We start from the raw sequence: 24,054 nt of genomic DNA, 5'->3' as shown, positions 1-24,054 counted from the left end.
CAGAAGAAATTGTAGTTATATACTGAATTTATAGGAGTGATGGAAATTGGCTATTGATATTTATTTAACATTTAACGGAAATTGTCGTGAAGCTGTAGAATTTTACGCAGAGGTTTTTGATACAGAAAAACCGAAGATTATGACCTTTGGAGAGAATCCTCCAAATCCAGAATATCCTCTTCCCGAGGAAGCGAAGAATTTGGTCATGCATACTCGCTTGGATATAGATGGAAGCAATATAATGTTTTCAGATACATTCCCAGGTTCTCCATTTACAATTGGAAACAATATTAGCATCGCATATCATAGTTTTGAAGCGGATAAGCTGCAAAATGTTTATGATCAGCTTAAAGAAGGCGGAACAATTGGAATAGAGCTCCAAGAGACTTTCTGGGCAAAACTTTATGGACAGGTCACGGACAAGTTCGGTGTGATTTGGCAATTTAACTTAAATAGCGAAGACACAGCTTATTAATAGCTGAAAATCCTACTTACACAATGGGAGGATGAAAATATGATAGTAAAAGGGTTCGGAGGCGTTTTTTGGAGGTCAAAAGATGTTGATGGATTAAAAAAATGGTATAAAGAAGTACTAGGTATTTCGATGGAAGATTGGAATGGTACGGTGTTAAAATCTAATTCCGATAACGAAACAATTCTATCCTTTTTTAAGGAAAGTAATGATTATTTTCCAAAAGAACAAAGTGTAATGTTGAATTTTCAAGTTGAAAATATCGAAGCTTGTATGGATCATTTCAACACGATTGGAGTACCCCTCTTAAAAGAACCTGAGAAAAGCGAGTTTGGAACATTTATTTGGATTTCGGATCCAGAGGGTAGATGGATTGAATTGTGGGAGAAATAACTTTTACGTTTTAAATGGAATATTGGTAGGGCAACGAAAAGGTGACGTAAAATGATTTGCAAGACTTACGATAGGGATTATCCTCGGCTTCAAATCGCTTCCTCTTCTGAAGTAGTGACTGAGAAGTGGATTGGAAGTCATCCGTTAATGTATGTATTTGCGGTATTGTTCTTTTATCAATTGGCGTTTTTGCCATATTAAAGATTTTGTTGTTTTACAATTGGAAAATCCATCATTGAGTTGCAACAGTTCAATGATGGATTTTTTTGATTTGTTGCTAGTTAAGATATTTGGGAGTTCATCTCGCTACTTGCTGTGCAGGAAGTTTTGCTCTTTGAACCTAATTGAAAACGGAAAGAAACATTATGAGGAAGAAGTTTCATTCCATTTTATGTGTTTGATTTTAGTGATGTGAACACCTTAACTTTTACGTTCGAAATCCAAATACCTCGTTCCCTGGTATGTCAGGATGCCAAAGTCTCCTTCAGCTACCAATCCATAATGGTCTCCGTTCGTCTGAAACTCCATCCGATCTCCGCTTTCCACTTGAAACGTAACATGATAGTGTGTTGTGGTGGTAGAATTATTAGTCCCGCCATAGGTGTCAGTCCGTTTCGTCACTAGCTGTGCAGGAAGTGATAGCTTTGGCGCTCTGTTGTTGGATGTATATTGTTTAAAAGCCCTGACAATCATAAAGACGAAGACGCCGATAATGATGAAGGGCACCAATGTCATTAATATGGATGTTAGTATATCCATTGTATTATTAGTAGGAACATATCCCATTATTCTTTCCCCTTTCATCGTTTGTTTATAAATGAACATTATTCCGGTGTTTAAAACAGTATACTGTCCGGATGTTAAAATGAGGTTAAGTCTGTATAGACACATCAGCATTCTTAAAATAGAAAAGCCCAAAGCATCGTTGCGTAAACGATGCTTTCGGCTTTTCTGTTGGTGTATCGTGAAGAAGATTAGTTTTCTGTATCCGCAGAAGGTGAATTTTTATCCATCCTATTCTCTACGTCTTTTGCAGCCTTGTCTGCCTTATTAAAATCGTTTTGATATGTCACTTCTTGGGCAGAACTGAGATGATTATTTTTCTCGGTCATCTGTTCATGGGGTTCTCTTTTCTTATTCATATCTGGATGCTCCTTTCCATCTGCATATCCATCAGTTTTCCCAATCATGCAGATATCATGCAAGGAGTTGAGTTTCTTCATATGCCAGGCATCGACTCAAAACTCAAAATAGCCCCGCAGTAAATAAGCCGCCCATTTACAATGTGGATGTGGTTGAATATTTTCGAGTAATCCTTTAACTAAAGGACGACTTAACGTCGGTTCGAGTAGCTCTTGCTTTAGTAGTATTAAGGATTCTTTTTCAATAGATTCTTCAATATCATCTATCGTTTGATCAATGACGCCAAGGATCTGATCCTTTGTCACTTCTTTACAAGATTGTTGTTTAAATTGTTGGACTAGCTCATTTGAAACGAATGGGATTGTAATATGGTTAGCCAGTAAATTTGTTTTCTCTTTCAGCGATTGGGCAAGTAAATCTAAATCCAATGGTGTGTTGTAGAAAATGAATAACTCGGAATACATCTTCATGAATCCTTTAATACAGAAAACTAAATCGTGTTTTGTTCGACTGACTTCTTCATCGTATAAACGTTCAACCATCGATAAGATTGTGTTCTCCAACATTTGATCGTACGAACGCATTTTTATAATGAATTCCTTGTTAAACGATCTCATCTGTTCTTTAATAAGCACTTTGGCAAAGTCAGAGTGTTTATAAAAGGACTCGAAAACGGTATAGAAAAATTTATATAGAAGTTCATCGTCATTTTTTGTGGTTTTGACCAGGTAGTCAATATTGGATGTGAACTGCGTTGTGAAATAATCGATTAATGCAGCAATAAGTTCGTCTTTTGACTTGAATGATAAGTAGAAAGCACCTTTTGACATCCCGCATCGATCTGTAATCTGTTGAACAGAAGTGGCTTCAAATCCTTGTTCTGCAAATAATTCAAGCGCTTTTTCCATAATCAGCCGTTTTTTTATCGTCATAAGTATTCAAACACTCCTGTTTTTAATTGACATGTGACCGCATAGTCATTAGTATATGAAAATGAGTCTATAAAGTCAATGTGGGGGAAGGTGTACTGATGAAAGGTTTAGTCAATTTCGTACTGAAAAATAAATTGGCAGTTTGGTTGCTGACAATAATCATTGTCGTATCAGGTATTTATTCTGGTACGCGTATGAAAACAGAAACACTTCCGGACATATCCATACCGTTTTTAATGGTGATGGATGTATATCCGGGTGCAACACCTGAGCAAGTTATGAAAGATGTTTCGATACCGCTTGAAAAAGCAGTTGATAATCTTGAAAACGTGAAATCGGTGTTTTCAAACTCCTATGCGAACGTATCGAATATTCAAATTGAATATGAATACGGAGTAGATATGGATGAAGCGAAACGGGCGCTCGCGTCTGCACTGGACGCGGTTACTTTACCAGAAGACGCTCAAAAACCGCAGATTTCCGCAATAAGCTTGAATATGTTACCTGTTGTTGCGCTAAGTGTGAGTAGTGAAACAGAAGATATCGTTGAACTTACATCGACAGTGGAAGAAATCCTTCTTCCGAAAATCGAAAAGCTTGACGGTGTTGCTTCTGCCAACATAACAGGACAGCATATCGAAGAAGTTGAACTTACGTATGATGATGACAAAATGGCTGAACTGGGCATAACGATGGAAGATGTCAAACAGATGATCCAGGCAAGCGACTTGGCAGTTTCCTTAGGCCTGTATGAATTTGAAGAAGGTGAACAAGCCGTTGCAGTAGATGGTAAATTCATGACGGTAGATGAATTGAAAGGCATGCTGATTCCCGTCACACCATCAGCATCCAATCCATCTCCATTTGTGAAGCTTGATGAGATTGCAACAATTGAACTTGTTGGTAAAGTGGAATCGGTCTCCCGTACAAATGGAGAAGATGCCATTGCCATTCAAATTATTAAAGGTCAACAAGCTAATACAGTAGACGTTGTGAATGCAGTGAAAGATTTAATCAAAAAAGAAGAAAAAGCAATTGATGGTTTAATCATTGATATCTCACTTGACCAGGGAGCGCCGATTGAAGCATCCGTTTCAACGATGATTGAAAAGGCATTGTTTGGTGGTCTAATCGCGATATTCATTATTATGCTATTCCTTCGTGACATTAAGTCGACGATTATTTCAATTATATCCATACCTGTTTCGATCTTTATGGCGTTATTGCTGTTGAACTGGTTAGGAATTACGCTGAACATTATGACGCTCGGGGCAATTACGGTAGCAATCGGGCGAGTAATCGATGACTCCATTGTCGTTGTCGAAAATATATACCGGCGCTTGCATTTGAAGACAGAGAAATTATCCGGTCGGGCACTTGTACGTGAAGCGACGATTGAGATGTTCAAACCGATTATGTCATCCACATTAGTGACGGTCGCTGTTTTCGCTCCGCTGATCTTTGTTGGCGGGATGGTAGGCGAACTGTTCATGCCTTTCGCATTGACGATGTCATTTGCGCTTGGTGCTTCGCTCATCGTTGCGATCACAATTGTGCCAGCGCTTTCGCATTTCCTGTTTAAGAAAAAGTTATACGGTGAGAAGACGGAAAGCCGCCATAAGGAAATGGGTAAAATGGCGACAAGTTACAAAGGGATTCTGAGTTGGACACTGAATCATAAGTGGATTACGTCCATCATTTCTGTTGTCCTTCTAGCGGGTAGTGTGGCTTTGATGCCATTGATTGGTTTCAGCTTCCTCGGCAGTGAAGAAGAGAAGACGATGTATTTGACGTACACGCCAGAAACGGGCGAATTGTTGGATGAAACATTGGCCAACATTGAAGAAGTGGAACAGGAACTATTGAAACGCGACGACATTGATATCGTCCAGTTGTCCGTGACAGAAGCGGGCAATCCGATGTCTGCCATGATGGGTGGAGGCGGTTCAAACGGGGCATTGATGTTCCTTATCTTTGATCCTGATATGAAAGACTTCCCTAAAGCACGTACGGAAGTAGAAGAGTATGTATTCAATGTCAGTCAAAGCGGCGAATGGAAGAGCCAAAACTTTGGCGCAATGGGCATGTCTACTAACGAAGTGAGTTACACATTCTACAGTGAAAATCTAGATCGGCTCAATGAAGCCGTCGCGATGGTAGAAGATGTTATGAACGACAATAAGCGACTCGAAGATATTTCTTCAAGCACACAAGATGCTTATGTCGAATATAAATTCAAAGTTGAGCAGGATGAACTGCTGCAGTACGGTTTGACAACTGGACAGATTGTCATGATGCTCAACCCTATGCGCACAAATGATGTACTCACGACAATAGAAAAAGACGGCAATATGTTGAATGTAACGATTCAGCAGGAAGAAGCTGAACAGCCGAAATCAGTTGATGAATTGCTGGCTACTGAAATACCGACTGCATTAGGGACGTCAATGAAGCTTTCTGAACTTGTTACTGTTCAGGAAGGTACGACATTGAATTCACTTTCCCGCAGCAAAGGAGAATTTTACGCATCGGTTTCAGGTACAATCACAGATGCGGATATTTCAAAAGCAACATCTGAAGTCGATAAAGCAATTGATAAATTAGAATTGCCAAAAGGCGTTACAATGGAAGTTGCCGGTGTTGCGGCGGATATGACAGAAACCTTCACACAACTTATTATGGCGATGCTCGCAGCGATTGCGATTGTATACTTCATCCTCGTAGTGACATTCCGTGAAGGAGTCGCACCGTTTGCCATACTCGTTTCTCTGCCATTCGCAGTCATTGGATCATTCGTTGGTCTGTTGATAGCAGGTGAAACGATTTCTGTATCGGTTATGATGGGACTATTGATGTTGATTGGTATCGTTGTGACGAATGCCATTGTCCTCGTGGATCGGATTATCCGTATGGAACGCAGTGGATTGCAAATGCGTGAAGCAGTTCTTGAAGCGGGGGCTACACGATTGCGTCCGATTCTAATGACGGCCATAGCAACAATTGGCGCACTCATTCCGCTTGCAATTGGCACGGGCGGCGGAGGCGGTTTAATCTCCAAAGGCCTTGGTATTACAGTCATTGGTGGATTAATCAGTTCGACACTATTAACGCTCATCGTCGTTCCAATTGTCTACGAGATACTATCCAAACTATTTAAGAAAAATCGTATTGAAATCGAAGAAGATTGAGCAAGCAGCCTTACAAGAATTGTCTTCTTGTAAGGCTTTTTTTATCGTTATTCGTACATGCTTTGTTTTGATTTATGGTTTGAGTCAATTTGAAAATATACATAAAATAAAAGTTGTTGGTAGTGTGAAATATTAGATTTATAGGTGTTTAAATAGGGTATCGTAATCTTATCTAGTATAGGAAGGTGATTAGTGTGTATGAGTATCAGATTAAGAGTATAAAATTGAAACACACTCGTGAAGGATTTTTACCTACGGAAGACTACACCTCTATAATTACCAGGTTTGCTGAAAAAGGTTGGAGGTTTGTACAGCTCGTTGATTTCTCGAACTTTGCTGCTGACGAACAGCATATTGACCTTGTATTTGAAAGGACAAAAAAATAGGAGGAGTTGAATTTTGATGAATACAATCGCATTACGTTTATTGAAAATAGTTGTATTATTATTTGCAGGATTTTTTGGACTCTTTGTTTTTGCAGGGAACTTGATGGATTATAATTCGAATTATGAATTCGTTCACCATGTGTTATCGATGGACTCTACGTTTGAAGGAAACTCCTTGATGTGGCGTGCAATTGAAAGCGAAACGATGCATACTGTAGCTTATTGGGGGTTGATTATCGCTGAAGGTATCTTTAGTTTACTTGCATTTATTGGCGTTTATCATATGTTTAAAAACATTAAAGGATCAGGCCGACAATTCAATAATGCAAAATCATTCGGTTATTATGCATTCATTTTAGGTTTTGCAATTTGGTTCTTCGGCTTCGTCGTTATCGGAAGCGAATGGTTCGCGATGTGGCAATCACAAATTTGGAATGGTAAAGAAACAGCAATGGACATCACGACAGTGTGGATTGGCTTTGCCATCTTACTTGCTTTAAAAGATGAAGATTTAGAAGTTTGATCAAATACAAATAGAGACTGCCCTATAAAGTCATTATTGACTTTAACGGGTAGTCTTTTTATTTTTGGCGACACCATGTTACCGGCAATCATATTGAATATGTAAATCACATATAACAATAGAACCAATGTCATGAAGGATGGTTGATTGGCACAAGTATGGGTAATTGGATTTTTAGCGACATTTGTTGGTGTCGGTATAGGCGGGGGTATAGCAACAGCGATCTATCGCTTTAAAAAGAGCATGAGCACAATTTATGCGGTTTGTGCAGGCTTACTGTTAGGTCTGTTAAGTTTTGAAATTGTACCAGAAGCGTTAATGTTGGGCGATTGGCTCATGTTTGGTGTTGGTTTTGCAGTGGGACTCATTGTGTATGAGGTCATTCATCGACGATTTCATCAGCACCCGCTTATCCGTAAAGACCCGTATAAGAATCATAGTATTCGTACAGGTCTATTCTTAGCCTTAGTCATTTCCATCCACAACTTACCGATGGGCATCGTCCTCGGAACAAGTGATCATGCAGAATTCAGCTTCGCTTTTTTACAAGCTATGATTTTGCATACAATACCTGAAGGCATGATTCTGTTCATGCCATTGATACTGGCGGGGGTGCGGTTCAATGTCTTGTTCCTTATCTCAATCGTCATTGCTGTACCCGTTGCAATCGGAGCTTTCATCGGAGATCTAATCGGCGTGCAAAATAGTGGTATTATGGCGCTCTTGATCAGTTCCACGGTCGGGATGATTTATATGGTGACGGTGAAAGAGATTTTAGTTGAGTCTGTGCGGCAATCTTCGAATATGTATGGGGGGCTTGTCGCTTGTGCTGCATTTTTGGTGATGGGGGCTTATTTGTGGTGGTTGTAGTAATAGAAAGATAATGAAGTCGGCATTCAATAGGAAAAGAGTGTCGGCTTTTAGTTGGGAAAATTCGACATACATATAGACCTATTACTAGTTGAATGAATTTGTGAGCATTCGCATAAGATGGAGTAGCCATATGTACTATTGATAAAAAGCTCAATGAAAGGAGATGGCTTTGCAAAAGGACAGTGGAAGATTATTACTTGAAAATGCGGCAGGCATCACTTTATCTCAAGTTGGAAAGCGATTATTCGATATACTAATGAGCTCTCTTCTTATAGTATGTTTAAGTCCGCTTTTCATTATTTTATCTGTATTGATTCTTTTTAAATCTGGCAGACCGGTGTTTTTTCTGCAGGAAAGAGTAGGAAAGAACGATTTGCCTTTTACAATCTTCAAGTTTAGAAGTATGAATTACTCAAAGCATAATCCCGATAGACATGCATATGATTGGAAAGAGGGCGTTCCAGATCATTTTACTTTCAAAACTGCCTTTGATGAAACGGTAACGCCTTTAGGAAGAGTTCTGAGGAAATATAGCTTGGACGAGTTACCGCAATTATTCAATGTCTTATTTGGAGATATGAGTTTAGTAGGTCCGAGACCGGAAATCCCTGAGATTACAACACATTATACTACCAAACAGGCTCAACGACTAAAAGTTAAACCAGGCATCACAGGATATGCACAGGTTAACGGCCGTTCAGAAATTGATCATGGTAAGAAAATTGAACTTGATCTTTATTATGTTGAAAATCAGTCATTCCGATTAGATTTGAGAATTATTTGGTTAACGATGATTTGTGTGGTGATTGGGAAAGGGTCTTTTTAAATTCGCGATTAATGGATTCAGTTTGAACCGAAAGGATTGAATGAGAATGAAAGTACTGATAACTGGTGGAGCTGGATTTATAGGTTCTCATGTGGCTGAAGAACTTGTAGCCTTAAATTATAACGTAGTAATCATCGACAATTTAGCGACCAGTTCCACAAATTATTTACCGAATGGAATTAGATTTTATCAAATGGATATACAAGATCCATCAGTTGAATCCATATTTAAAAATGAGAAGCCGGATATTGTAATACATCTTGCCGCACAAACCTCAGTTATCAATTCTATGAAAGACCCTTATTTCGATTTTCAATCTAATACGGCTGCAACAGTGAAAATTTTAGATTATTCATCAAATGTCGGAGTTAAACAATTTTTATTTGCATCGACAGCAGCAGTTTATGGAGATTCTAAGAAATTACCACTTCAAGAAAGCGATGTGCTTGATCCGCAATCTTTTTATGCGGTATCCAAATATGCTGCTGAAAAATATATCCAAACATATGCCAAACTGCATAATTTCACTTCGACAATTTTGCGTTTTGCGAATGTGTATGGGCCAAGACAGAATAACTCCGGTGAAGCGGGGGTAGTTGATATTTTTGTTTCAACGATACTAAGTGAAAATGATTGCGTTATATATGGGGGTAATCAGACTAGGGATTTCATATATGTGAAGGATGTAGCAGTTGCTTGTAGGAAAGCGGTAGAAAAAAATAAATCAGGCATATTTAATGTCAGTTCAAACATTGAACTAGCGATTGGCGATTTAAACGACACGATGATGAAAAAGATGCTTTCACGTGGAAAGACAGTCTATAAACCATATAGAACAGGTGAATTGTTAAGGAGTGTCCTTTCAAACGAGAAGACAAAAAAAGAGCTCGGCTGGTTGCCGCTTTATACAATATCTAAAGGATTAGATGAAACTATCGCTCATTCGATTCAGATTAAATCTAAAAATATCGCAGTAAAGAACTGAGTGCTACCAGTTTTTCTAGATTCTTTCCTTACACTATCAATGGTCACGATAGCTTTTATTCAATTAATTAAAACTGTAATTGAATGTGTTAGAGGAGTGTACAACTATGGAAGAAACTCTAAATCTATCTGAATTATTTAAATTTCTAAAAAAACGTATTCCATTAATGTTAGGGATAATAGCACTGTGCGTATCAATATCTGGCTATGTTAGTTATACCTATTTAACACCAATCTATGAAGCTTCTACCCAAATTCTGATTTCAAAACAAAAAGAAGAGCGGAATACATTTGATTCACAAGATATTCAATTGAATCTTCAATTAATCAACACATATAACGTCGTTATCACCAGTCGTGCAATTCTCTCTAGAGTTATCGAGAAATTGGAACTTAATATGACTCCCTCAGATTTGCAGTCAAGTATGCGGGTATCAAATCAGCAAAATTCTCAAGTCGTCAATATATATGTTCAAGACCCAAATCTTCAACAAGCAGTTAATATTGCAAATACTACTGTAGAAGTATTTCAAGAAGACATAAAACGCTTGATGGCTGTTGATAATGTGCAAATTCTATCCCCTGCAATCTTTGAGGAAAATACTAAACCAATTAAACCTGATCCGATTTTCAATATGGCAGTTGCCGGCATAGTCGGTGTAATGCTAGGTGCAGGGATTTCATTTCTCTTAGAGTATTTTGACACTACTGTCAAATCCGAAAAAGAAATGAATGACCTTTTCGATGTAAATGTTCTTGGGATAATTAGTGTGATTTCAGACAAAGAAGTGAAAAAGAACAATAAAAAAGTCAAACCAATATCACGTCGTTCTAGGGGAGGAGGCTATGTCTAAACGAAAAAAAATCCGTCTGCAAATGTTAGGAAGGAAACTTATAGCATTTATCAATCCTACTTCGATGATATCCGAGCAGTATCGAACTGTTCGGACGAATATAAAATTTGCAATGCCAGATTTAGATGTGAAAACGATCTTGTTTACATCTGCATCTCCGGGTGAGGGAAAGTCAACGACTGCTGCCAATGTTGGAATTGTTTTTGCTCAAGAGGGTAAAAAGGTTCTGCTAATTGATAGCGATATGAGAAAACCTTCAATGCACTATACGTTTCAAACAACGAACTCCCCAGGCTTATCAAATATTTTATCTAAGCAATGGTCAGTTGCTGATGTAATACAAAAGACGTTTATTGAAGGCCTCGATATTATACCTTGTGGTCAAATACCATCCAATCCAGCGGAGCTATTAGGATCTTCCATGTTGGATTCGTTAATTAATGCAATGAAAGTTAAATATGATGTCATTATAATTGATGCCCCCCCTGTATTGACAGTAGCAGATGCGCAAATTTTAGCAAATAAATGTGATGGAACCATTCTAGTTGTTAGTACGAAAAAAACAAAAAAAGAATCTATCATACGCGCAATTGAAGTTTTGCATTCCTCTAAAGCAAAAATCTTAGGAACTGTATTAAATAATTACAAAATAAAGAGCGATGGAAATTATTATCATTATTATCGTTCATTCGAATTAGACTAGTATCTAGGAGGTTAAAAGTGCTAGATATGCATGTTCACTTACTATATGGAGTTGATGATGGTCCAAAGCATGTGGAGACTTCAATTCAAATGTTGAAGATGGCAAGTGAACAAGGGATAACAGAAATAATTATTACACCCCATGCGTTTCATCCATCTTATGATGTCAGACCAAATACTATAAAACGACTAGTCCCCGAGTTAGCCGCAATCACAAAGCAATTGAACATCAACATTCAGCTCCATACTGGACAGGAAATTCGTCTACATGAAAACCTTATTGAACATATACATTCAGGTGAAGCTCTCACATTAGCAAATTCACGGTATTTATTGTTAGAAATGCCCTCATATACAGTACCTCTCTTTTCATTTCAAATGATAGAGTCAATAGTTCACGACGGTTTTATACCTATAATTGCTCATCCAGAACGGAACATTGCGATTATAAGCGATCCTCATATCCTTCAACGGCTAATCAAATTAGGGGCTTATGCTCAAGTGAATGCAGATAGTTTACTAGGTATATATGGAAGAAGAGTTCAGAAAATTGCTTTTCAATTAATAAAAGCAAACCTGATTCATTGTTATGGATCTGATACACATAATATTACGACTCGAAAAAACCACTTTTGGAAAGGATTACGCGTATTAGAGAAAAAGAAGCTGTCTACTATCGTCGAAGTACTATTGAACAATAATCACTGCATACTAGCAGATGAACCGTTCAGCTTATGAGAATCCGTGAATCTTCAAACAAAAAAGTGGTGGAGTTTGTATGGTAACCATTGGATGGAAAGTAGAAATGGGTGAGAATCTATGAAGAAAGATGTAGCGATATTATGCCAGTACTTTTACCCTGAATATATTTCTTCAGCAACTTTGCCAACGGAACTTGCAATAGGCTTGCAACAAAGAGGATTATCCGTTGGTGTGGTAACGGGATATCCTAAGAATTATGTGAAGAGCAATCTGGATAAAGTGCTAATGAATGAAAAATATAAAGACGTAACAATTCATAGAGTTAAGTACACGACATTAAATAATAAAACAAAAGTAGGTCGAATTGTAAACTTTTTCACCTTTTTTATTGCTGTGCTTTTAAAAGTGTTCTTTTTACGAAGGTTTAAAACAATAATCGTATATTCCAATCCTCCAATTTTACCGATCATTCCCTATTATATGAAGAAAATGTTTGGGACTAAATTTATTTTTGTCGTCTTTGACATATATCCGGATAGCGCATTGAAAAGCAATTCGATTAAAGTAAATGGTTTAATCCATAAAATCATGAATTTTATAAACCATAGAACGTATAAAAAAGCTGATAAAATCATTCTGCTTGGAAATGAAATGAAAGAATATGTCATTCAAGAAGAACTTGCTGTTACGGAAAAAAATCTCGCAGTTATTCCGAACTGGTATTCAAATGAAGAATATATTGCAACTGATGAAATTGCTAACTATGAATATCTTCACTTAAGAGAACAGTTCAGTTTCATCATTTTATATTCAGGAAATATGGGGACATTTCAAGACATGGAGACAATCCAGTATGCGTTATTTCATTTTAGAAATCAAACTGATATTTTATTCGTATTTTGTGGACATGGAAATAAGGTTGAAAACTTAAAAGAATTCATCAAAGAAAATGAGATACCTAATGTGAAAGTGTATGGCTTCTTAATAGATTCTTCGTATGCGGATGTCTTAAAAATCAGCGACATATGTATCGTCAGTTTAGCAAAAGGTACAGAAGGATTGGGAGTTCCAAGTAAAACATACGGCTATTTGGCTGCTGGAAAGCCCGTAATTGCAATCATGGACAACCATACAGATATAGCAAAGAGCATCATTACTGCTAATTGCGGCAGGAGCATATTGCAAGGCGATCACGAAAGATTAATCACCGTTATCAACAATTACAGAAATTCTCATGACATTAGAAAAACACATTCGACAAATGCGAAAAATCTTTACTTATCTACCTATTCGAAAGAAAAAGGTATAGAAAAATACTTGCATGAAATTGAAAGTGTAGTGACTACTACGGATGGAAGTGAAAAGTATGTTCACGAATAAAACTCTATTAATCACTGGTGGAACAGGTTCATTTGGCAATGCAGTCATGAAACGGTTCTTAACAACTGATGTGAAAGAAATCAGGATATTTTCTCGCGATGAAAAAAAGCAGAATGATATGAGAAGCCAATTTCAAAATGAGAAGCTGAAATTCTATATTGGGGATGTTAGAGATATTGCAAGTCTACATGACGCCATGAGTGAGGTGGATTATGTGTTTCATGCCGCAGCACTGAAACAAGTTCCATCATGCGAGTTTTATCCAATGGAGGCTGTAAAAACGAATGTTTTAGGGACCGAAAATGTTCTGAATGCATCCATACGCAATGGCGTGAAAAAAGTGATTTGTCTATCGACGGATAAAGCTGCCTATCCAATAAATGCAATGGGAATTTCTAAAGCGATGATGGAGAAAGTTTTTGTCGCAAAATCCAAGACAATTTCGGCTGATAAAACGCTTATTTGTGGGACCCGATATGGAAATGTAATGGCGTCCCGTGGCTCTGTCATTCCTATATTAGTTGAACAAATTAAAGCCGGAAAGCCGTTAACACTTACTGATCCGAGTATGACACGCTTCCTGATGAATCTTGAGGAGGCAGTGGAACTTGTTCTCTTTGCCTTTAAGCATGCCAAGGCTGGCGATATTATGGTGCAGAAATCACCGTCATCGACGATTCGTGACCTTGCCCAAGCATTGTTAGAGCTGTTTGATGCTTCAAACGAAATCCGTGAGATTGGTACACGTCATGGAGAAAAGTTATATGAAACGCTTTTGACTAGAGAAGAGCATAAAGTTGCTGTTGACCTTAAAGGTTATTATCAAATACCAGCTGACAACAGAGACTTAAATTATGAAAAGTATTATTCGCTAGGGGACGATGGGGGTTCGTTTACGAGTGAGTATAATTCGAATAATACGAAGAGATTAACTGTAAATGAAATCAAAGAAAAACTTCTCGTACTTCCATATATTCAAAGTGAACTAGAAAGTCTTTTTAGTATGCATTAAAGGGGGGATAAAGTTGAAAATACTTATTACTGGAGCAACCGGATTTCTAGGTAAAAATGTAGCAGCTCAATTAAGAAATATGGGTTATCAAGACATTTATGCATACACAAGGGAAAGTACAATGGAAGATCTTGAACATTATACAAAAGAGTGTGAATTTGTATTCCATTTTGCAGGTGTAAATCGCACTACGAACACTGAAGATTTTAAAATTGACAATAGTGGCCTAACAGAAAGCCTTGTAAGACTCTTACAAACAAATGGAAATAAAGCCCCTATATTATTCAGTTCATCCATCCAAGTTAACAACAACAGTCCATATGCAGAAAGTAAAAGATTTTCCGAAATGCTTCTTCATTCGCATTCGGAGATAAATAAATCATCGGTTCTAATTTATCGTTTACCTAATCTATTTGGGAAATGGTCAAAGCCGAATTACAATAGCGTCGTCTCTACATTCTGCTATAACATTGCCAGGGGAAAGCCCATTCATATACATGACGAAGAGAGAATAGTTACATTGAATTATATTGATGATGTAGTGGGTGAATTTATTAGCGCATTGAATTATATAAAAGATGAAAAATGTGATTATTACGTTGTACCAAAAACCTATAGAATCTCATTGCAAAAATTAGCAGATAAAATTAAAGAATTTAAACGTAATCGAGAAACCTTAATAATGCCTTCCTTAGCCTCGGGATTTGATAGGGCGTTATATGCAACTTATTTGTCATATATAGAAAATGACAAGTTTTCATATCAATTAAAGAAACAAACTGATGAACGTGGATGGCTAGCTGAATTTATTAAATCAGAAAGTATGGGCCAATTTTTCATCTCAAAGACAGGTAAAGGAATTACTAGAGGAAATCATTGGCATCACACAAAGGTTGAGAAGTTTCTAGTAATAAAAGGAGAGGCAATTATTAAATTTAGGCAAGTTGGAATAGATCAGAATATTGAATATAAGGTCATTGGAGAAAAACCTGAAGTAGTGGACGTACCCGCTGGATATGCGCACTCTATTGAAAATATCGGCGAGGATGAACTAATCACATTATTTTGGGCATCTGAGATTTTTAATCCTGAAAAAACAGATACGTATTATATGGAGGTATGATCCGTGACAAAGCTCAAAGTGATGACAATAGTTGGAACTCGCCCTGAAATCATTCGATTATCTGAAACAATTAAAGCTTGCGATAATTATTTTGAGCATATTCTAGTTCATACTGGACAAAATTACGATTATACATTAAACCAAGTCTTTTTTGAGGAGTTCGGACTAAGAGAACCCGATCACTATTTGCATGTAGCTGGAAAAGATCTAGGGGAAAGTATTGGGAATATTATATCCAAAACTTACGAAGTTTTAAGCACAGAGATGCCAGATGCACTTCTCATTTTGGGAGACACAAATAGTTGCTTGTCGGGGATTGCAGCTAAAAGACTTAAAATACCAATCTTTCATATGGAAGCAGGAAACCGGTGTTTTGATCAAAATGTTCCAGAAGAGATTAATCGAAAAATTATAGATCATATTTCTGATATTAATCTTTGTTACACAGAGCATAGTAGAAGATATTTGCTTTCCGAGGGAGTCAGAAAGGACCATGTTTTTGTCACAGGTTCTCCAATGACTGAAGTCTTGCAGAAGAACTTTGACACGATTCTACAAAGCCAAGCTCTAAAGGAACTAGAGCTCAAAAGGGATGAATATATACTTGTATCGGCACATCGAGAAGAGAATATCGACCAAGTAGACAATTTCTATTCTTTAATGAAAGCTATTAATGAAATAGCGGAAACATATCAGCTGCCCGTCCTCTATTCAACTCATCCACGAAGTATGAAACGAATACAAGAACGAGAATTCACATTTCATCCTTTAGTTCGTCAAGTCGAGCCATTGGGATTCTTGGATTATAATTTCTTGCAAATGAATGCATATGTTGTCCTTTCAGATAGTGGAACATTATCCGAGGAATCTGCAATTCTTAAGTTTCCTGGAGTGTTAATTAGAACTTCCACGGAACGTCCAGAAGTGTTAGATAAGGGATCAATCATAATCGGTGGGATAACAGGAAGTGAATTAAGACAGGCAGTTGCATTAGCCTGTTCGTTAAAGAAAAACGATAAAAGATCATTTATATCAAATGATTATAAAGATAATAATTTCTCGATTAAAATCGTGAAAATCGTTCAAAGTTATGTTCCAGTAATAAATAGAATCATTTGGGGAAAGGTCGAGCAGACACCATGAGGATAATGGTGTTTGACGTTCCTGCGGAAAGTGGAGGAGCTTTAACTATACTTCAAGACTTCTATAATGATGTCGTTCAATCCAACAATCCGGAGATAGAATGGTATTTCGTAGTAGGTGTACCTACTCTGAAAAATACGGCGAACATAGAAGTTTTACGATTTCCATGGATTAAAAAAAGTTGGTTTCATAGATTGTTTTTTGACATAATAATTGCGCCTAAAATGATTAGTAAGTTCAAGATTGACAAAGTTTTATCCTTACAAAACATGATTATACCTAGATTGCAATGTGAGCAAACTCTATATGTTCATCAAGCATTACCATTTATAGACTACAAATTTTCATTTAACGAAAACAAATTGTTTTGGATTTATCAAAACATTATTGGACGAGGAATTATCCGATCGATTAAAAAAGCAAACCAAGTCATTGTGCAAACTGAGTGGATGAAAAAGGCATGTGTTAAGATTGCCGGTGTTAATGAAAGCAACATAAAAGTTATTGCTCCTAAAATCAATATAACGGATCCTCATTATTTTGAGCCAACATTAAATTCAATATCAACTTTTTTCTATCCAGCCAATAGCATGGAATACAAAAACCATTCAATAATTGTGGAAGCCAGCAAAATAGTAAAGGAATTTTTGATAGACTTTAACGTGTTTTTCACTTTAAAAGGCGATGAAAACCCTACTATATCGGCTTTGAAGAGACAGTCAGTTGAGAATCAGTTACCTATTGAGTTTGGGGGATCTTTACAAAGAAGTGATGTATTCAGTTATTACTCCAAATCAATATTATTATTCCCTTCTTATATTGAAACATTCGGATTGCCATTAGTAGAAGCAAAGTTGCATAGAAGTATCATTTTTGCTGCAGATTGTCCATTTGCTAGAGAGATTTTAGAGGAATATCCGAACGCTTACTTCTTTGACCCATTTAACGTAGATGAATTAGTAGATTTAATGAAGAAAGTATTGGAAGGTGAAATAGGCTACAAAGCAATAAATCCGAATTTTGAAAGCCATTCTGAAAATACTTCAATTGTAAATTTGTTAGCGAAGTAGGTGTATTAATGTTCTATGCACTTTTTATAGTGGGGACATTCTTCTCGTTTTTTTGCCAAAACAAAAAGAGAGTTTTACTATTTTTCACTCTGGCATTAGCGCTTATTTCATTTTTTAGATATGGAATTGGAACAGATTACTTTGCTTATCAATATTTATACGATCAATTATATAGTTCCTTTTTAGAAGAATATAAATATGGTCTAGCGCCTCAAGAATTAGGCTTTCGAATGGTTGGCTCTATTTTTAAGGAATTGGGAATACCCTATCAACTATATATTTCCATAATTGCTGCAGTAAACCTGTTCTTTATGTATAAATTAGCATGGAGATATAGTGAAAATTCAATGCTTGCGATGTTTTTATACTTTTGTATGTTTTATTTTGTCTGGACACTCAGCGGACTTAGACAAAGTTTAACAATAGCAATAGGAATTTACTATTTAGTAAAATGTATTGAAGAAAAAAAAGCATTAAAAATTATTGTTATTTCCATTTTATTATCTTTCATCCATACTTCCTCGTTAATACTTATTGCATTATATTTTCTTTCAAAAGCGAAACTAAGTATGAAAAACTATATCGTGTTAACAGGTGTAGCCGTTTTGTTTGCTTCACTCCCTCTAGGTTTTATCGTTAATTATATTCCCAGTTCCTTCTTAGTTTCAAAAATCACCCCTTATATACAACAGAACGTGTCTCTAAATCCATTCGATTTTCAGAGTGTAGCGAGACTCATCTTACTAATAGTAGCCCTTATCTATTACAAACAACTAATAAAAGCTAAAGAAATTAACTATAAAATACTAAACGTTTATATTTTTAGTATTCTATTTTATTTCTTTTTCCAATTCGGTGGAGAGTTAAGCGCTTCTAGACTTTCTATATATGGTCGAGTATTGGAGATTCTGTTATTCTCTAATATTTATTCTCTCTATAAAGTTAAAATAAATAAATTGATAATTGCGTACTTAATAACGATATTCAGTTTTTTATATTTAAATAAAGAGTTGAATTCGATGGTACAGCAGGCTGAGATAAATTATGACAGCGAATCAATAATTCCATATATCCATATTTATAATTCAAGTGAGTATACTTTTTCATCACGTTATTATCACTTAGTCAAACAAATTCCTAAAAGATAACAGCGATATGAGGTGATTTAGAATAAAGATTACAATAATCATTCCGGTTTATAATGTCGAAAAGTACCTAGAAGATGCAATTGAGAGTGTTCTAAAACAATCGTATAAAAATATTGAAATACTTTTAATTAATGATGGATCTACAGATAACAGTGATAAGATTTGCAGAAAGTACTTTGCAGCATACGAGTGTATATCTTTATACAAACAAAAAAACGGTGGACTCTCGGATGCACGAAACACTGGTATAAAAAAAGCTACCGGAGAATATATAATCTTTTTGGACTCAGATGATTTTTGGGAGAATACTTTGTTAGAAACTGTTGTTACTGAATTACAACTAAATAACACTATAGACTATTTATTTTTTAGGCACTCTGAGTACTATGAAACAACAAACAATAAAATAGAAAAGTTCTTGAAACTTGATTCAACTATCATTTCCCGACTAACTGGATTAGAGATTCTCTCCTATATTTTAGATAAAGAAAAGAATTTCCCTTGGTATGCATGTTTAGCTGTTATTCGTAGAGATTTTATCGAGAAGAACAATCTTTTATTTGAAGTGGGAAGAAGTTACGAAGATGTGATCTGGACACCCACAATATTTATGAAAGTAGAGAACGTACGTTTTATTGATAAGGCACTATATGTATATAGAAGAGATAGAGATGGGCAAATTACTTCTCAGTTTTCATATAAAAATTTCCGAGATAGTATATTTGTCGCGGATTATTGGGGTAGGAATGTAAGCTACCTTATTGGATTTGAAAAGTTACAAAATCAGATAATGATAAATGTAATAGCGAGATACTATTTTGCAATCTGGTTTAGTGGATTCTTAAAAAAACGGGATAGGCATATGATTTGGAGGGACATTGCAGAGCACAGACACTTATTGGCGTTTACGAATACACCAATTCAAAACGCGACAAAAGTGTTGCTTAATTGCATCGGGCTGCCCAGCACATCCTATCTGTTTAAACTACTCATAAAGACCAAGCATTTTATCGTTAAGACCCGTTGAGACAATGTCAGGTACACTGACGTTGTTTTTTTGAAAAATATAGCCGTTATTACTCGTTAAGTATTGAATCTTGACTATAGATAATTTTAGGTTCTGACCATTGTCCTATATGAATAGGATAAATAATATAGGGTCTCATTGAGCAGGAAAGTAAGTACATTCATTCATCTGAGTAAAAGAACATCATTTTTTTGAATGATATCCGATTAGCATTCATACACTCATTAAGTGGTGGAGGAGATGAAGATGTGAGTAACATCAAATTAGATTATTCCAAGGCTTATCCTTTCTTTGACAGCGGTGAATTAGGAAAATTATGTGATGAAGTGATATATCACCATGAGAAGCTTCATGTAAATTGTAAGAAAGAGTCTGCGGCTAACTGCTTAGGTTGGGTTCATCAGCCGCTACGGATTGACCTCGATGAGATTAATCAGATCAATAGAGCATCTCAAAAAGTTAAGAGTGACAGTGATATATTAATCGTCATTGGAATTGGAGGCTCATATTTAGGGGGACGGGCGGCTATTGAGGCTTTACAACATAGCTTTCATAATAACCTATCTCAAGAAAAACGATCAGCTCCAAAAATTTTCTTTGTTGGGAATAATTTAAGTCCAACTTATACTGCTGATTTGATAGATCTGCTACATGAAAAAGACTTTTCCATAAATGTAATATCGAAATCGGGTACTACCTTGGAGCCAGCTATAGCTTTTAGGATTTTTCGAAATCTACTAGAAAAGAAATATGGTAAACAAATGGCCAGCAAAAGAATTTATATAACAACAGATGATACTTCAAGTCCGCTGAATTCGATTGCAAGCACAGAAGGATACAAGACATTTATAATGCCCGCGAATATTGGAGGTAGATATTCAATTTTCACTGCGGCTGCACTCTTTCCGATGGCGGTTAGCGGAATTTGTATTCAGGATATCGTAACTGGTGCTATTACTGCAAGAAATGAATTGAAGAGTCCTAAAATTGCTGAAAATCCAGCTTATCAATATGCAGCAATACGTAATATCCTCTATCGCAAAGGTAAAACGATTGAAATACTTGTAGCTTATGAGCCTAGCTTTAAATACTTGACTGAGTGGTGGAAACAATTATTTGCTGAAAGTGAAGGTAAAGATAAAAAAGGTGTATTTCCAACAACAGCCATCTATTCAACTGATCTCCATTCGCTTGGTCAATATGTTCAAGAAGGAAGAAGAGATCTTTTTGAAACAACTATAAAAGTGGTTTCCATGCAACGAGACATCATAATCGAAAAAACAAGTTGTAACCAAGATAAGTTAGATTACTTAAGCGGCGAAACAATGAATTATATAAACGACAAAGCGTTTAGTGGAGTTGTACTTGCACATTCGAATGGTGGAGTACCTAATATAGTCGTACAAATACCTAAAATGGATGCATACAATTTTGGTTACTTAGTATACTTCTTTCAACTATCGTGTGCTATGAGTGGTTTTTTGATGGGCGTGGATCCATTTGATCAACCTGGGGTAGAAGCCTATAAAAAGAATATGTTTATATCACTTGAAAGACCTGAATATACAAATGCCAATATGATTTGAAATGAGGGAAATGATGACCGTGTTAGTGAGTGTAAATTGTGTGACTTATAATCATGAAAACTATATTCGGGATGCGATTGAAAGCGTGTTGATGCAAGTAACGAATTTTGAATACGAGCTTCTAATCGGAGAGGATTGTAGTACTGATGACACAATGCGAATTGTTGAGGAGTATGCTCAAAAACATCCAGATAAAATTCGTGTGATCACTTCAGAACATAATGTAGGCGCCAGAGAAAATAGCGTTAGACTTCATAGTGAATCGATAGGAAAGTATGTGGCAATTTGCGAAGGCGATGATTACTGGTTAGATCCATATAAATTGCAAAAACAAGTAGATTATTTGGAGGCTAATCCTGATTGTACATTTTGTTTTCATAATGCTTATTTAGTAAGAGGAACGAATAAAGATACTGATACGAAACGATCTTTAATTAAAAAAGACAATAATTATTTCTCTAAAGATAAAACGAAATTTAATGCTGGTGAGTTAGCATTGTTTGGTTTTATCCCAACTTCTTCATTTATTTATCGTCGTGAGTTAATGGATCATCCTCCTAATTGGTATTATAGCGCTGTAGTAAGGGACAACTCCTTAAAGTTAATAACAACTAGTCACGGCTACGCGCATTTTATCGATGAGAACTTGGGCGTTTATCGAATAGAAGTAAAAGATTCAATAATGGACAAGTGGAAAAAAGAAGGGAATACAAAAGAGAAACAAATTGAGCGTAACAAAGGTTTTGTAGAGTTATTAGATAACTTCAATGAGTATTCAAAATATAAATATGATAATGAAATCAAACAAGCAAAAATTCCATTTGAAGTACTTAATTTAGGTTTAGAAGGTAACAAGAAGAAATTGAAGAGTAGTGAGTATAAAGAATACATTGGATCTATGAATATGAAACAAAGAATAATATTTAAAGGGAATATTCACTTCCCAAAATCACTTGCTCTACTAGTAAAGGTTAAATCATTGCTCTAAATGTTTCTCAATATAGAAATCTAAGTAGGAGCATTCAAGATGCCCAATTCAAGTTCGTTAGAAAATAAAACGATGACCGGTTTGTTTTGGAGCTTTATGGACTTAATGTCCAGGGGCGGAATTCAATTAGGCTTGCAAATTATTATGGCAAGGTTACTGTTGCCACATCACTTTGGCTTAATTGGAATGATTATGGTTTTTATTGCAATATCCAATACGTTAATTGATAGTGGCTTTTCACAAGCGCTAATTCGGGATAAAAAAACCACACAATTGGATTATTCTACAGTGTTTTATTTTAACTTACTCGTATCATTATTAGCCTATGGAATTTTATTTGTTTCAGCGAAATTTATCAGTGCATTTTATAATGAGCCTCAGTTAATTGAGATTATTAGAGTGATTTCAGTTGTTCTCATTATTAACTCCTTGGGAATCATTCAAAGAGTCAAGTTAGTAAAAGAAATTGATTTTAAAACAATAACGAAAGTCAGTATTTTTTCTGTGGTGATATCTGGTTTAATCACTATTACTATTGCGTTACTCGGCTTTGGAGTATGGAGTTTGGTAATCAATATGGTTTTAACTCATCTTATTCAGACCGTTTCACTTTGGTTTTACAGTAGATGGATTCCTTCTGTTGCGTTTAGTTATAAATCCTTTAAAAAATATTTCGGGTTCGGATCCAAATTATTAGCATCTAGTATTATTGACACAATTTACAATAATGTCTACTCCGTGATCATTGGAAAAACCTATTCGACTTCACAACTTGGATATTATTCGAATGCGTTGAAGTTTAGAGACTTTACAGCGTTGTCAATTTCCAATGCAGTTGAGAGGGTTTCCTATCCAGTCTTGAGCAGTATGCAAGATGACGAGAATCGGCTTAAAATGGCCTTTGAAAAAATTATTAAAACATCGGGTTTTGTGAACTTTCCTCTGATGATAGGTTTAGCTGCAGTAGCAACCCCTACATTTGGAATATTATTAGGTGAAAAATGGTTACCTTCAGTAATTTACTTTCAATTGCTATGCATTGCTGGAATGCTCTTTCCGATTCATATTATCAATTTAAGTATTCTTCAAGTTAAAGGCAGATCTGATCTGTTTTTATTAATAGAAGTAATTAAGAAAGTAATCTTAACGGTTTTAATTATATTAGCAGTACTTTTAAAAACAGGAATTATAGGATTGATAGTTGCAGCCGTAGTAAATTCGTATATCTCAATGTTTGTAAACACGTATTTTACTGGAAAAGAAGTTGCGTATTCTACGAGGAAACAATTAAATGATCTCCTACCGGCATTTACAATCTCATGCATTATGGGGCTGACTGTGTTCTGGGTAGGAAATATGTTAACTATGAATTACATCTTTATATTAGCGATTCAAATTGGAATTGGTGTGAGCATCTATATAGTACTTTGCAAAATATTTAAAGTTAAAGAACTTATGATCATATACCAGATTATTAGAAATGGAATTACCACACTTAAGCCGTTATTAAAGTATAAAAAAAAGAAACAAACCTTTTAATTGGAACTAATATATAAAGTAATGCTAAATACAATAACGACCAAAGGGTTAGGTGATTGT

General features: G+C 35.9%; 24 protein-coding genes and 1 pseudogene. 22 read left to right on the top strand and 3 right to left on the bottom strand.

The window, feature by feature from the left end; translation table 11 throughout:
* The first annotated feature begins 46 nt into the window (after nt 1–46).
* The 3 genes and pseudogenes from QWT69_RS11225 to QWT69_RS11215 form a co-directional block, all read left to right on the top strand.
* Nucleotides 47–475, top strand: a complete 429-nt coding sequence (locus tag QWT69_RS11225; protein ID WP_317965713.1) for a VOC family protein — start codon at nt 47–49, stop codon at nt 473–475.
* Between the two features lie 42 nt (nt 476–517).
* Nucleotides 518–865, top strand: a complete 348-nt coding sequence (locus QWT69_RS11220) for a VOC family protein (RefSeq protein ID WP_317971049.1) — start codon at nt 518–520, stop codon at nt 863–865.
* Between the two features lie 64 nt (nt 866–929).
* Nucleotides 930–1,066, top strand: a pseudogene (locus tag QWT69_RS11215) (NCS2 family permease); the annotation flags it as partial.
* A gap of 219 nt (nt 1,067–1,285) precedes the next feature.
* Here QWT69_RS11215 and QWT69_RS11210 read toward each other — a convergent pair.
* The 3 genes from QWT69_RS11210 to QWT69_RS11200 form a co-directional block, all read right to left on the bottom strand.
* On the bottom strand, nt 1,286–1,651 hold the full coding sequence (locus tag QWT69_RS11210) for a DUF2500 domain-containing protein (protein ID WP_317965709.1): 366 nt from the start codon (nt 1,649–1,651) through the stop codon (nt 1,286–1,288).
* Between the two features lie 188 nt (nt 1,652–1,839).
* A complete protein-coding gene (locus QWT69_RS11205) occupies nt 1,840–2,007 on the bottom strand; it encodes a YfhE family protein (protein ID WP_317965707.1) in 168 nt (55 codons plus the stop codon).
* A gap of 96 nt (nt 2,008–2,103) precedes the next feature.
* Nucleotides 2,104–2,940 (bottom strand): TetR/AcrR family transcriptional regulator, encoded by an 837-nt coding sequence (locus QWT69_RS11200; RefSeq protein ID WP_317965705.1) that lies wholly within the window; start codon nt 2,938–2,940, stop codon nt 2,104–2,106.
* Between the two features lie 98 nt (nt 2,941–3,038).
* Here QWT69_RS11200 and QWT69_RS11195 point away from each other — a divergent pair, with 98 nt between their 5' ends.
* The 19 genes from QWT69_RS11195 (at nt 3,039) to QWT69_RS11110 (ending at nt 23,994) form a co-directional block, all read left to right on the top strand.
* Entirely contained in the window at nt 3,039–6,128 is a 3,090-nt protein-coding gene (locus QWT69_RS11195) for an efflux RND transporter permease subunit (RefSeq protein WP_317965703.1), read from the top strand.
* Nucleotides 6,129–6,313: 185 nt separating this feature from the next.
* Nucleotides 6,314–6,514: a DUF4177 domain-containing protein gene (locus tag QWT69_RS17320; protein WP_431312280.1), complete on the top strand. Its 201-nt coding sequence runs from the start codon at nt 6,314–6,316 to the stop codon at nt 6,512–6,514.
* A 16-nt stretch (nt 6,515–6,530) separates the two neighbouring features.
* Nucleotides 6,531–7,037, top strand: coding sequence for a DUF2165 family protein (locus QWT69_RS11190; protein WP_317965701.1), 507 nt, complete (start codon nt 6,531–6,533; stop codon nt 7,035–7,037).
* Nucleotides 7,038–7,184: 147 nt separating this feature from the next.
* On the top strand, nt 7,185–7,907 hold the full coding sequence (locus QWT69_RS11185) for a ZIP family metal transporter (RefSeq protein ID WP_317965699.1): 723 nt from the start codon (nt 7,185–7,187) through the stop codon (nt 7,905–7,907).
* Between the two features lie 172 nt (nt 7,908–8,079).
* Entirely contained in the window at nt 8,080–8,736 is a 657-nt protein-coding gene (locus tag QWT69_RS11180; protein ID WP_317965697.1) for a sugar transferase, read from the top strand.
* A 46-nt stretch (nt 8,737–8,782) separates the two neighbouring features.
* Nucleotides 8,783–9,721: an NAD-dependent epimerase/dehydratase family protein gene (locus QWT69_RS11175; RefSeq protein ID WP_317965695.1), complete on the top strand. Its 939-nt coding sequence runs from the start codon at nt 8,783–8,785 to the stop codon at nt 9,719–9,721.
* Nucleotides 9,722–9,827: 106 nt separating this feature from the next.
* On the top strand, nt 9,828–10,574 hold the full coding sequence (locus QWT69_RS11170) for a YveK family protein (RefSeq protein WP_317965693.1): 747 nt from the start codon (nt 9,828–9,830) through the stop codon (nt 10,572–10,574).
* The gene (locus QWT69_RS11165) at nt 10,567–11,277 is read left to right on the top strand and encodes a CpsD/CapB family tyrosine-protein kinase (protein ID WP_317965691.1); all 711 of its coding nucleotides are present in this window, start codon (nt 10,567–10,569) and stop codon (nt 11,275–11,277) included. Before QWT69_RS11170 ends, QWT69_RS11165 begins: the two co-directional genes overlap by 8 nt.
* A gap of 26 nt (nt 11,278–11,303) precedes the next feature.
* Complete coding sequence (locus tag QWT69_RS11160) at nt 11,304–12,014, top strand: tyrosine-protein phosphatase (RefSeq protein WP_317971047.1); 711 nt, start codon at nt 11,304–11,306, stop codon at nt 12,012–12,014.
* 81 nt (nt 12,015–12,095) lie between these two features.
* Nucleotides 12,096–13,358, top strand: coding sequence for a glycosyltransferase family 4 protein (locus QWT69_RS11155; protein ID WP_317965689.1), 1,263 nt, complete (start codon nt 12,096–12,098; stop codon nt 13,356–13,358).
* Complete coding sequence (locus QWT69_RS11150; protein ID WP_317965687.1) at nt 13,345–14,370, top strand: polysaccharide biosynthesis protein; 1,026 nt, start codon at nt 13,345–13,347, stop codon at nt 14,368–14,370. The genes QWT69_RS11155 and QWT69_RS11150 overlap by 14 nt, the downstream gene beginning before the upstream one ends.
* 13 nt (nt 14,371–14,383) lie before the next feature.
* Entirely contained in the window at nt 14,384–15,493 is a 1,110-nt protein-coding gene (locus QWT69_RS11145) for a polysaccharide biosynthesis C-terminal domain-containing protein (RefSeq protein ID WP_317965685.1), read from the top strand.
* 3 nt (nt 15,494–15,496) lie between these two features.
* On the top strand, nt 15,497–16,636 hold the full coding sequence (gene wecB / locus QWT69_RS11140; RefSeq protein WP_317965683.1) for a non-hydrolyzing UDP-N-acetylglucosamine 2-epimerase: 1,140 nt from the start codon (nt 15,497–15,499) through the stop codon (nt 16,634–16,636).
* Nucleotides 16,637–16,641: 5 nt separating this feature from the next.
* Nucleotides 16,642–17,706: a glycosyltransferase gene (locus tag QWT69_RS11135; RefSeq protein WP_317965681.1), complete on the top strand. Its 1,065-nt coding sequence runs from the start codon at nt 16,642–16,644 to the stop codon at nt 17,704–17,706.
* Between the two features lie 8 nt (nt 17,707–17,714).
* Nucleotides 17,715–18,854 (top strand): EpsG family protein, encoded by a 1,140-nt coding sequence (locus tag QWT69_RS11130; RefSeq protein ID WP_317965679.1) that lies wholly within the window; start codon nt 17,715–17,717, stop codon nt 18,852–18,854.
* Between the two features lie 22 nt (nt 18,855–18,876).
* Nucleotides 18,877–19,881: a glycosyltransferase gene (locus QWT69_RS11125; protein WP_317971045.1), complete on the top strand. Its 1,005-nt coding sequence runs from the start codon at nt 18,877–18,879 to the stop codon at nt 19,879–19,881.
* 248 nt (nt 19,882–20,129) lie between these two features.
* Entirely contained in the window at nt 20,130–21,467 is a 1,338-nt protein-coding gene (locus QWT69_RS11120; protein WP_317965677.1) for a glucose-6-phosphate isomerase, read from the top strand.
* Between the two features lie 40 nt (nt 21,468–21,507).
* Nucleotides 21,508–22,455 carry a glycosyltransferase gene (locus QWT69_RS11115; protein ID WP_317965676.1) on the top strand — a complete coding sequence of 316 codons (948 nt, stop codon included), beginning with the start codon at nt 21,508–21,510 and terminating at the stop codon, nt 22,453–22,455.
* A gap of 39 nt (nt 22,456–22,494) precedes the next feature.
* Nucleotides 22,495–23,994: a lipopolysaccharide biosynthesis protein gene (locus QWT69_RS11110; protein ID WP_317965674.1), complete on the top strand. Its 1,500-nt coding sequence runs from the start codon at nt 22,495–22,497 to the stop codon at nt 23,992–23,994.
* The last annotated feature ends 60 nt before the right edge of the window (nt 23,995–24,054 follow it).

Source organism: Sporosarcina oncorhynchi (assembly GCF_033304615.1).
Lineage (GTDB): Bacteria > Bacillota > Bacilli > Bacillales_A > Planococcaceae > Sporosarcina > Sporosarcina oncorhynchi.
The sequence above is the reverse complement of the archived record's forward strand: the minus strand, read 5'-3'. Positions and strand labels throughout refer to the sequence as shown.